The 11,702-nt window shown below is 31.6% G+C and carries 10 protein-coding genes; 1 reads left to right on the forward strand and 9 read right to left on the reverse strand.

The annotated features are described in order from the left end of the window. The first annotated feature begins 237 nt into the window (after positions 1-237). Positions 238-2,382: a response regulator gene (locus IEV84_RS10720; protein WP_188494286.1), complete on the forward strand. Its 2,145-nt coding sequence runs from the start codon at positions 238-240 to the stop codon at positions 2,380-2,382. Positions 2,383-2,551: 169 nt separating this feature from the next. Here the strand turns inward: IEV84_RS10720 and IEV84_RS10725 are convergent, their stop codons facing one another. The 9 genes from IEV84_RS10725 to IEV84_RS10765 all read right to left on the reverse strand — a co-directional run bounded on the left by IEV84_RS10725 (position 2,552) and on the right by IEV84_RS10765 (position 11,559). Further along, the gene (locus tag IEV84_RS10725) at positions 2,552-3,934 is read right to left on the reverse strand and encodes a DUF4153 domain-containing protein (RefSeq protein WP_188494287.1); all 1,383 of its coding nucleotides are present in this window, start codon (positions 3,932-3,934) and stop codon (positions 2,552-2,554) included. 54 nt (positions 3,935-3,988) lie between these two features. Beyond that, positions 3,989-4,282: a winged helix-turn-helix domain-containing protein gene (locus tag IEV84_RS10730; RefSeq protein WP_188494288.1), complete on the reverse strand. Its 294-nt coding sequence runs from the start codon at positions 4,280-4,282 to the stop codon at positions 3,989-3,991. A gap of 3 nt (positions 4,283-4,285) precedes the next feature. Continuing rightward, on the reverse strand, positions 4,286-4,897 hold the full coding sequence (locus IEV84_RS10735; protein ID WP_188494289.1) for a hypothetical protein: 612 nt from the start codon (positions 4,895-4,897) through the stop codon (positions 4,286-4,288). Positions 4,898-5,051: 154 nt separating this feature from the next. Beyond that, positions 5,052-7,589 carry a TlpA family protein disulfide reductase gene (locus IEV84_RS10740; protein WP_188494290.1) on the reverse strand — a complete coding sequence of 846 codons (2,538 nt, stop codon included), beginning with the start codon at positions 7,587-7,589 and terminating at the stop codon, positions 5,052-5,054. 175 nt (positions 7,590-7,764) lie between these two features. Then, on the reverse strand, positions 7,765-8,448 hold the full coding sequence (locus IEV84_RS10745; protein ID WP_188494291.1) for a hypothetical protein: 684 nt from the start codon (positions 8,446-8,448) through the stop codon (positions 7,765-7,767). Further along, complete coding sequence (locus IEV84_RS10750; protein WP_188494292.1) at positions 8,435-8,812, reverse strand: GntR family transcriptional regulator; 378 nt, start codon at positions 8,810-8,812, stop codon at positions 8,435-8,437. The genes IEV84_RS10745 and IEV84_RS10750 overlap by 14 nt, the downstream gene beginning before the upstream one ends. Before the next feature lies 1 nt (position 8,813). After that, on the reverse strand, positions 8,814-9,641 hold the full coding sequence (locus IEV84_RS10755; protein ID WP_188494293.1) for a hypothetical protein: 828 nt from the start codon (positions 9,639-9,641) through the stop codon (positions 8,814-8,816). Continuing rightward, positions 9,628-10,467, reverse strand: a complete 840-nt coding sequence (locus tag IEV84_RS10760; RefSeq protein ID WP_188494294.1) for an ABC transporter ATP-binding protein — start codon at positions 10,465-10,467, stop codon at positions 9,628-9,630. The genes IEV84_RS10755 and IEV84_RS10760 overlap by 14 nt, the downstream gene beginning before the upstream one ends. Positions 10,468-10,632: 165 nt before the next feature. Continuing rightward, positions 10,633-11,559, reverse strand: coding sequence for a magnesium transporter CorA family protein (locus IEV84_RS10765; RefSeq protein WP_188494295.1), 927 nt, complete (start codon positions 11,557-11,559; stop codon positions 10,633-10,635). Positions 11,560-11,702: the final 143 nt, after the last annotated feature.

The following is an 11,702-nucleotide window of genomic DNA, read 5'->3' on the forward strand; positions in this document are numbered from 1 at the left end:
CTCTTTTTGCATTTAAAGCAATAAATTATTTCAATTCTTATACATTAAAAAAACAAAACAATTCCTTAACCTTTTCTTCGAAGTATAGTAAACTACATTTTAGTTGAAGCCCCTAATTTTGCGGTATAATCCAATATAATACCATTGAAATTTTCATTCCCCAACGTTCGCAATTTCAGAACCCAAATCTTTTTATCATTCTCTGTAATGATTTTTTTAATTCTGATTTGGTTTCTTATGTACCTCACCATCGATCGTAAAATCGATAATCTGAATAATTTCAGCTATCAATCCTATCGTGTTTCACAAGATTTCAGTACCAATATCAAGCGTTTTCAAACCTTTCTGCTGTACGGTTACAAGGAAAAAGATTTTTATATCAGTCACAATCAAAAAGATTTAACCCAATACCTTTCTGATTTAAACAAACAAAGAGCAGCCATTAATTCGATTTATAAAGAAGCCCGGGAACTCCATATTGAAATTGACGAAAAACAAATGCTTCAACTTTTCAATACAATTGATTTACTTATTAAAAATGTCAATCAGTACAAAAAAATTGCTTTAATCAGAGGTTTTAAAGATTATGGAATTGAGGGTAAAATGCGTAACAAAGCCCATTTTCTGGAAGAAAAAAAGTACTTGAAACCTTTTACCATCCTGCAATTTCGCCGTCACGAAAAAGACTATATGTTGCGGTCTGAAAAAACCTATCTTCAAAAATTTGAAAAATTATACAATAAAACAATTCATTCTGACGAAATCAGCCCGGTTTCTAAACCAATTCTACAAGATTACAAACGCTACTTTGATACTCTGGTAGTACTTACAAACCAGTTAGGTTATACACAAAATCTGGGTTTGAATGGCAAAATAAACCAATCCAACGAAGAAATTGAAAATTTGTTTGCCCAAATTATCTCTTATAACGAAATTAGAATCAACCAATTAAAAACAAATTTGTTCTATTTTCAATTGGGACAAACCCTTTTAATGATTGCCATTGCGTTGTTCTTATGTGTTTACATTTCAAAATATTTCACTAAAGACATCAAACTGCTTTCATTGGATATTTCTAATTTCATTTTTTCTAATTTTAAGAATACTAATCCCAAGCTGCTTCAGCAATCCTCCATTAAAGAAGTCGATTTTTTACTCAACAGTTATAAAATACTAAAAGAAAAACTACACGAAAACTTGGTTGCTCTTGAAAAAAACAACGAAGCGGCTAACAATACCGCTAAATTTAAAACACAATTTCTGGCCAATATGAGTCACGAAATTCGTTCGCCTTTAAATGGAGTTATCGGGATGCTGAACATCCTTAAAACAAGTCCGTTAAACAGTGACCAATCCGAATATATTGAAATTGCCGAACACAGTGCCAATCACCTTTTAGGGATTGTCAACATGATTTTGGATCATTCTAAAATGGAAGCCGGAAAAGTCAAACTGGAACAGCATCCAACACATCTTAAAAATGAACTTTCAAAATTAATCCGACTATTCGAATACCGTATCAAAGACAAAAACATAGACCTGCATTTTAACTTTGATGAACAAATTGAAAGCAATATTCTTTGCGATAATTTACGACTCCAACAGGTTTTAATCAACCTTTTGGACAATGCAATTAAGTTTACAACAGCAGGAGATGTCAAACTGCAAGTAAACCTTATTGAACAACAGCAAGGTATTCAAAAAGTCAATTTTCGGGTGATGGATTCAGGAATAGGTATTGATGTTAATAAAACCGAACAATTACTGCTGGCCTTTGAACAGGCCGATTTGACAACCACCCGAAAATACGGCGGAACAGGACTTGGACTCACCATTTCAAATCAGCTAATCAGTTTGATGGGAGGTTCCAAATTAAACATCATCGCTCTGGAAGAAGGAGGTTCCAGTTTTAGTTTTGATATTCCCTTTAAAATTAGCACCAACACATTGGCATTCGAAAATCAAAATGACACATCTACTGCCGCAAACAACAATACTGTCAATAAAGCTCTGATTGTAGAAGACAATATCATCAATCAAAAGGTGTTACGAAAGCTGCTGGACAAAATAAACATTCCTGCTGATATTGCAAACAACGGATTAGAAGCCGTTGCTCTTTTCGAAAAAAACGATTACGACATCATTTTTATGGACCTGCACATGCCGGAAATGGACGGTTTTGAGGCTACAAAAAAAATCCACTCGTTAGCCAAATACAAATCCAAAAACATTCCGATTATTGCCGTTACTGCCAGCGCTTTTGACGAAGACAAAATCAAAGCCATTGCTAATGGAATGGATGATTTTGTAAGCAAACCTATTGTTCTGAAAAATCTGGAAGAAACCATTGTGAAACAAATGCAACTGCATCATCATGTCTAAAAAACAACAAACCCGGGATTTTCGTCACGGGTTTGATCATTAAATTATGCCGTTTATGAATATATAACAATCCGTTTATTTTTGTCACATCGAGCGCAGTCGAGATGCTGTAAATGTTCTCGACTCCGCTCGAACTGACAATAAGACTTATTTATAATCATAAGTGGTATTATTTCAAATCAATTGATTCATAATACAAAACTTTAGATATAGAACTAGCATTTTGATATTCCAGTAAATTTTCTCTTTTGGAATTTTTCTTATCAATATTTTTAAGCTCTTCGGGATACAAATTATAATATATTTCGTCATTATAATTTAAATTTCTCAAAAACTCCTTGTCCATCCCTTTGTTCACCGAAATATTATATTTGGTAATCAAATTTCCCCAATTGAAATAACTGCACAAAAGGATTAAACCGTAGCAATACCAAACCATTTGATTAAATAAGAAAGCATTTGTTTTTTGCTTTGTTATTTTTCTCAAAGAAAAAAACAAACCAATTAAAGCTAAAATCAAAAAAGCATATACCCCTAACCTTTTATAAGTTAATCCATAGTGAAAGATATATTCGGAATTTTTAATCAGAGCGCTTACAATCAAAACCGCATTTAAGAAAATCCATATTTGAGCTAATTGTTTTAGCTTTTTTGCTTTTTCATCAAAATTAAATCCGCCTTTAAAATAAAATAAGATAACACCAACAGCCATAACGATGGAGAAAATAACAGCATTGACACGTTCGTGCGTGTCTGAACTCAGTTTTGATTTTTGGACAACTTCAAAAAACTGTTCATAATTATAAGTGACGATAAAAATCAACAACAAAACATTTAAAAGAAACAAAGTAATGGCTCCACTCTTTCTTTCAAAATCAATATCCAGAAATGAAAAGGTACTTTGATTTTGATGTTTAGCTTCCTCATCGAAATCATTAGCCAATAATTTGTTTTTTTCATAACAAACTTCCGGAATCCAATAATTCCAAAAAGTAAACGATATATAAAATCCTAAAGATGAAATCACAAAAAGTATCCACAGATTAATATCAAAATAATAATCGGTAAACAAAGACGAAAAATGATCGCTCCCAAAAGAATACACTATAAAAAACAAGGCTAAAAAAACAGCCGGAATAATAAAATAGGCAATTAACTTTTTGACAAAATCATTATTGATTTCTCTTTTTGGAAGATACTGGCTAAACATCAATATACGACCAAAAGAAGTTATTCCGTTTAAAAAAATCAATGGAATTACCTGTATGATTTTAAGTTCCTGATTTTGTAATCTGAATTGCAAAAAAACCAAAGACAGGAATAATGCCAGAAAAGAAGCAAAATCGGCATACCAGGCAAAAGCCAGGCAGGATAAAAACGAAGTTCCAAACAGCATGAAATTCAATCGATTATTGAATTTGTTGCTATTATTATAACTCACTAATCCTAAAAGAAATAAACCAAAAAGACCCAAATTAAGACCTATCGTTTGTTTGTAAAAAAGCAGTACAAAAACCAGACTGCTCACTAAAATAAGATGGTATTTTTTCATAGCTGATAAATTTAAAAGTACTTTGTTTTTCAAAGTTTAAAGTTAAAAAAAGGATTATTTAGAATTGATTAATTTTTCAAGATAATTTAAGTGTTCCTTAAAAGCCAATCTTCCTATATTGGTAACACGATAAGAGGTTTTAGGCTTTTTGCCCACAAACTCTTTCTTGATTTCTATATATTCTGATTTCTCCAATGCCGTAGAATGACTCGCTAAATTACCATCGGTAATATTCAACAAGGCTTTCATTTCGGTAAAATCCACCCAGTCGTTTACAATCAGAATCGACATGATTCCTAATCGTACCCGACTTTCGAAATTTTTATTTAATTTATCAATAATTCCCATGAACTATTTGTATTTTTTAAAAAGAAGTAATCCGTAAAAAATATGCAAAACTCCAAATCCCAACATCCAAAAAACAAAACCACTTCCCAGAAAAAACATAGCGATACAGCCCAAAACCACTTCCGAAAATCCCAAATATTTGATATCCGAAAAAGTATAATGTCCTGCATTAATTAAAGCCAATCCATAAAAAATAAGCGTTGCAGGAGCAACTAATACAAACATTCCGTGGTAAATTAATGCTATACAAAACAATCCACCAGCCAAAAGTGGCACAAACAAGCCCAGTAACATTTTTTTAGTTGTGGCCGTCCAAATAGCCAGATTGTTTTTTCTACTTTTTCTGACGGTGAACAGAATTCCAAAGAATAAAGCCAACAACAATATTGCAACCGCAATAATGATGAGTTGTTGGATCAATTCAGCACTATATTCCGCCTTTCCGTTTAAACAATCAATACCGTTAGCCTCTAATAATTGAAAAGCAAAACCACCTCCTATTAATGCTGTGATTCCGGCAAAAACGCCTGATAATCCGCTTAAAGATATAAATCGGGAAGAACGCTCCATCATGGAACGTATGTGTAACAAATCTTCTTGATGTTTCTGAACCATAATTAAAGTACTTTGAGTTACAAAGTTATGTTTTATTTTGAAATGACAATACTGAAAATAGATTTTTTATTAATGCTTTTTAAAACACAAAATCCTCATTAAAAACAGTTATTACAATTGCTTTTAATGAGGATTTATTCTTTTTTCAGAACTATTACATCTGCTTCTCTAAAATCACTTTCAAAGATTCATTAGAGTGATGTCCTAATTTTGGATTCACCACTTCTCCATTTTTGTTGACCAAAACATAATGTGGAATTCCTGAAATATTAAACTTTTGGGTTAAATAATTCCATTCATCTTTAGAAACTCTGTAATGCTCTCCTTTAATATTGGGAATACTGTTTTCCCATGTTTTTAAAGGTGAAGTTTCTCCGGTTATATACAGAAAAACTACGTCCTTATCTTTCATATCCTCTTTTAAAGGTGCTATTTCTTTGATTCCTGACATACAAGGACCACACCAGGTTGCCCAAAAATCGACATAAATTACTTTTCCTTTAAACTTAGCAATCATGGAATCAAAAAGTTCATCTGCTGTTGTTTTTTTAACGGTATTAACAGCATAACCTGTCTTTGATTTATTAGCTTCTAATTGAGCCTTCATCTTATCGTTTTCAAAAACAATATAATTCGATAAAAATGGATGTTTTATTTTTTCCCGAATTTTTTGCAATTCACTTTCTGTATAAGGAGTAAAATTCCTTTCTAAATTTCTGGTCTTTTGTTGCAAAATCATCGCATCAATAAAAAAAGCATCCTTTAAACCGTAAACCTCTTTCATTTTATTATAAGATTTATTAGAATACAATTCCGACATGATATTCTGAATATCTTTCATGTACTTTTTACCAAATTCTTCAGGTTTCTTGCCGTACTTCTGTTCAAATGCTTTTTTGACGACAAGCTCATCTTTTGATAATTGAATTATTTCGTAATCAGCAATTAATTCTTTTTCTTCTGCAGTAAGAGAGACTTTTTTCGTGTTTAAATAAGTTGCTAAATCACCCACAGAAACATCATTCTGTCCTTTCTTATTTTGCAATACTTCGTAAGCCTCTTTGTGATTTTTACTAAATGCCTCAATTTTTACTTTATTAGTCGTATTAAAATCGAGCAACCTTAAATCTCCTTTTTCTCTTTTCCTATATGCTTCCACCATTTCTAACTCATCATTAGTCAATACGATATCGTTCTCCTGAAGTGTTTTAGCCATATCTGCCATATTTCTGAATGCAGGTAAAACAATAGGATCACTTAAAGCCTCTACATGAGCTAAATTACTGATAAAATAAGAGAAATTTTTAGACATTACTGCCACTTCATTATTCAACATTGACTTTGTAATAAAATCATAATAGGAAGCCTCTAGTTTTACATCTTCATCAAGTGTAGCTTTATCTTTTTGTGTAAACTGCCTGTATGAGTTATAGGTAAAAATCTGTGCAAAAGCTAAAAATTCAATATCCATCTTCTTAATTTGAAGCGCTTTCTGACTTATAAATTGTTTTTGAGCAATAATATTTAAAGCTTGTAGTTGTTTGTCTCTTATTTCTAAACAGGCTTTTTTAAAATCTTCCGGACTCATTTCTAAAATCCTCTTTCTTAGACTTTGATACTCTTTATAAGATTCGGCTTTTTCCAAAGCTTTAAAGTCTGTATTTATTCTGGCGCAATCACCCATAAATAATACCATGTCATTGTCGACAACTTGAAAGATTTCCTTGCCAGGTTCTACAAAAACGGCAGTCATCTTATCAAACAAATTAAGATAAACCGATTGTGGATGATTTATTGGAAATTTTACTGAGAAACTCCCATCACTGGCAATTTCTACCAAATAAGTATCCTGGCTTCCCGTAAAAGCATTATTTACATATACTTTGGCTGTTTTCATTCCTGCTCTTTTAGTATAACCTTTTACAAAACCGGAATACGTAGCTGAATCAGACTTAAAAACATTCGAAGTATATACCTCATCATTAGCTAATTTATAGTTTGGGTTATCAACTTTTTCCTTACTATAAAGAGCTAATTTTTCTTTGTCTTCGCCTAATTTTACTGCATCTTTTTTGTCTATTTGGGCATAAACTGTTTTTTGCTTTCCTTGTTTTTCAAGAACAATAGTGTAATTGTTTTTTTTCCTCTCTACTGTTTTATAATTCCAAACGGCTTTATCCATAATAGCCTGATTTGGATAAAATCCGTAATCCCATTGATTGCTTCCATTAGTTTGAAACCAAGTGCCTTGTAAAGTTTTAGGCATTAATGATACCGCTTCCTGCTCATTGATCACAATATCATAAATTGACCAATTTCCTCCTTCATTTGCCTCACCAAAATCTACTTTATTGACTCTTTTGTCCAATTTAGGAAAATACAATTGATAGTTAACTTCGCCACTCTCTGTTATAGTATATCTTTCTCCTATAGGAATTCCTTCGGTTTTTGTCGCAAAAATCTTGTCACCGCCATTAACATCTTGTATGTAAGATTCTTTAGGAATAAAAATCCATTGTCCCGGATAATATTCAATGTGAAAATGGAGTATGGTAGCTTCTTCCGTCAATTCAATTTTAGTAATACTACCCGGAATATTACTCAACCCATAATCAGGTTTGTCGATAATTTTCTGTGCAAATAAACTGCTGACAGACAACAGTGCTGCAAACAATAAAAGGATTTTTTTCATAATTTTTTAGGTTGGTTAAATGGTGGTAAATATTTGTAGGTTTTTATTTAATCGATTCCAAACTTAATTATTAATTCGAAAAAAGATTACAATAATTTGTTAAAAAGAAAGAAATTACAACAACTATACAATCTCTGTAGAAAACAAATTGAATAGTAATTATCTTTAATTTTCATTAATTTCTAAAATACATTCGGCTTGAATTATCTATTCCAAGATTAATCTTTCCATCTACAATAACACCATCTATATAGGAATCATTAGCTAAGCTACCTGACAACATTTTAGCCCCTTTTTGAGAATTTAGATATAATTTAGTTTTATCAAATTGCAAATTAATTTTTTCAATATTATCACCATCAAAATGCAAATTCGAATTTTTAGCTTCTATATTTACGAAAGCCGGTTTGTTAAAATCCCAAAAGAAATCAGACTTATTTAAGCTGATTGACAAACTATCCACTTGGTAGTTTCTTAAAGTAACATTCGTTTTTTCTTTTGCAAGAATAGACTTCACATTTTTGCAATAGACTTCAGGAATAACGAACCATTCTCCATCTTTTCTTGATTTTACTACAGACACAAATAACGTATCGTTTCTAACTTCAAAAGGAGCTAAATCAGGAGCTTCTTCTTTTTTGTAAGCCTGTGAAACACTAAATTCTTTGCCGTTTTTTAAAACCAGATAAGCACCTGGTTCAGCAACTACGACCGAAAAAGGAGCTGTTTTCTTTTCTTGAATGGCAAAATCAGCTTTATTATCAATCCCCTTATAATATTTTGAACCAATAAATAGCAAAGTAATCCCTCCGAAAAGAAAGGTTAAAAAAGAAATTAATATAATATTAGATGTTTTCATGGTCATTGTGTTTAATTACAGATAATAATTCATTTAAATCGGCACTGTTTAGTTGGAGTAATTTTACTTTAAGAAGGAAATCAGGTAAATCTTGGCTGAAAAAATTGTTTTTTTCAGTTTGTTTAATAAGTTCGAAAGCCTTTTCGGAAACAAAAAATCCAATGCCTCGTTTGTTGTCAAAAATGCCGGAATCCTGCAAATTAGCGTAAGCACGCATTACCGTGTTGTGATTCACTTCAAATTCGGCTGCCAAATCCCGCACCGAAGCCACCCGATCACCCGATTGCAATTGTCCTTCTAAAATTTGCCTACAGAGATTATCTACTATTTGCAGATAAATCCCTTTGGTTGATTTAAAATCCATATTAAGCCTCCTTTTCTTTTAATTTAAAATAAGCCATTCCTAAAAAAAATATCCAGGAAAATAACGATAAGGATAGTAAAGAAAACTCTGTACTGTCAAAATTCTGAGTAACTTGAAAAGTGTAAAATTGTATATCAAAAAATCGAGGTGAGGAATAAATAATTTTAGATAGTAACATAGAAAACAAAATACAGCTAAAGAATAAAATAACCGAAATCAATACGGATTTAACCAAAGCATAACGCTTAAATAATGTTGTTCCCGCAAAAAGATAAGTACTATACGAGAAAAAACCGAAAATAAAAAAAAGTATTTGCCAGGTATCCCACAATTTATCTTCTCTAGTTACCAAAGAACGAAATTCAAAATAAGGAACCACAGCCGGATCAAAAAACTGACTTCCATTAATCATTTCAGGAATTAAGGAAGCTTTGGCCAAACGAATGGCTATCCAAAATATTCCCAATGCAATTGGTAAAAACAAACCAATTCGTAACAAAAACTGCACAAGAAATTTTTCGAAAGTTGAAGCTGGAGAAAGTAAATAATTAGCAGTTTTAATTTTATCAGTCAAATCAGGAAATGCAGTTCCTACAACCACACCAACTGCCATCATATAAAACACAAAACAAACTACATAATGATTATTAATATTTTCAGCATAATTCATTATACTGCTTTTACTCGAACTAAGAAACCAATAACTCAATAAATAAGTCACAAGTCCTAATCCTAAAATAGTCAGTAGATACTTTGTTCTATTAATGAACAAATCCTGTTTCAACAAAAGACTAAATCTTTTAATATTAAAATGATTATTTAACAGCATGGCTTTGAGGTTTTAAGTTTACTTTATTGATAATAGCGTTAAAGAGCAATTCAATGTCTATTTCGGTTTCTTCAAATAGGTTGGATTCCGTTATAATGCGATGACCGCCTAGACACTTTTCTTGGTAAATTGGTTTTTCTAAACCTGATAAAGTAGCAACGGTTTTGAATTGTAATTGTTGACTAATTTCAAAAACCGATTCGTTATAGACTATTTTTCCTTCGTCTAAAACTATGATGGTATCAATGATAGTTTCAATATCTTTTACCTGATGGGTCGAAATCAAAACCAATTGTTCCTCGGAAACCGAACTCACTAAAATTTTTCGAAACAAACTCTTAGACGGTATATCCAAACCATTAGTTGGTTCATCTAATACTAACAAACTGCAATTGGTTGATAAAGCAAATGCAATTAAGAATTTCTTACGTTGTCCGTGCGAAAGTCCGTTGAGATTTTTTCTAGCATCCAATTCGAATTCCTGCAAAATGCGATTCATTTTTTCGTAATCAAATTTGGGATACAAAGGAGCAGTTGCTTTGATGTACAATCCAATAGTAATTGACGGAAACGAAAACTCCTCAGAAACCATATAGATATCAGCCAAAAAATCAGGCAATCGATCAAAAGGTTTAAAACCATTAATTGTCAATTCTCCTGTTTGCGGTTTAAGTAAACCCGAAATTAACTTGAGCAAAGTAGATTTACCGGCTCCGTTTTTACCCAGCAAACCAACAATACTTCCATTTTGCTGTTCAAAGGATAAATCAGTAAACAAAGCGTCCTGCTTTTTATACTGAAAAGTCAAATGTTGAATGTTTATCATAATATATTTTATTAGTGCACTAGTTTTCTAGTACACAAAAGAATAAAAAAAGTACATACAAAACAAACCTTTTGGCAAAAAATCTTACTTATTTTTTCTCAAAAGAAGAAAACCCTATAAATTACTGGAGAATTAGAGTTAAAAAAGTGAATTATTTTTTTAATATCAAAACCATCTTTTTCTTTTGAACAAAAACACACCAAAAAGAGATAATAAAGAAGAAATAGAAATCACAATCCATATTCCATAATGATTGTTTTCTAAATTATTAGGCACGTTCATTCCGTACAAACTCGCAATTAAAGTGGGAATCATCAAAATAATCGAAATCGAAGTCATTTGTTTCATAATGGTGTTCATGTTATTTGAAATCACCGAAGCATACGCATCCATTGTCCCCGTTAAGATATCGCTGTAAATATTAGTAGTTTCCTGCGCCTGACGCAATTCAATTTCTACATCTTCCAATAATTCCGGGTCAAAATGTTCTTTTTGTGATTTGATGTTTCGAATGCGATGCAATAAAATGTCATTCCCTTTCAAAGAAGTCATAAAGAAAACCAGGCATTTTTCTATTTGTAACAATGCCTGCAGCTCTTCATTTTTAATGGATTTCTCCAAATTATTTTCGGCCAGTTTAATTTTTTGATTGACCTGTTTCAAATATTTCAGGTACCAAACACTGGACGAAAGCAATAATTTTAAAACCAAATCGAAGTTGTCTTTAATATTGATACGTTTACGTTTGGTATAAGCTACAAAATCAGTCAGCATCTCCGTTTGCTGAAAACTTACAGTAACACAAATTTCTCCCTTAAATACAACACCCACAGGAATAGTTTGGAAAGGCAATTTTATATCCTGACTTTTCACAGGAATTCGCATAATGATTAATGTCCAACCATTTTCTATCTCAATACGAGGTCTTTCGTCAATATCCTCGATATCATTATAAAAGGCTTCCGGAATTTGGAGTTCCTCCAATAAATATTTTTTTTCTTGTTCAGTTGGGCACTCCACGTTGATCCAGCAGTTAGGAGTCCATGCTTCAACTTCAATTAATCCGTCATTATTTTTATAAAATGCTCTCATTATAAAATGCTATAAAAGGGTTAACAGCATTTTGAATAATGACTCAAATGCTATATTAAAATATTATTTTCGAATAATAATCGTCCATTGGAAAGATTGTTTTTTAAAAGTGCTGCAAAAGTATTCTTTAAATTCAGTTTCTA

Origin of the sequence: Flavobacterium palustre (assembly GCF_014639535.1) — a bacterium.
Taxonomy (GTDB): Bacteria; Bacteroidota; Bacteroidia; order Flavobacteriales; family Flavobacteriaceae; genus Flavobacterium; species Flavobacterium palustre.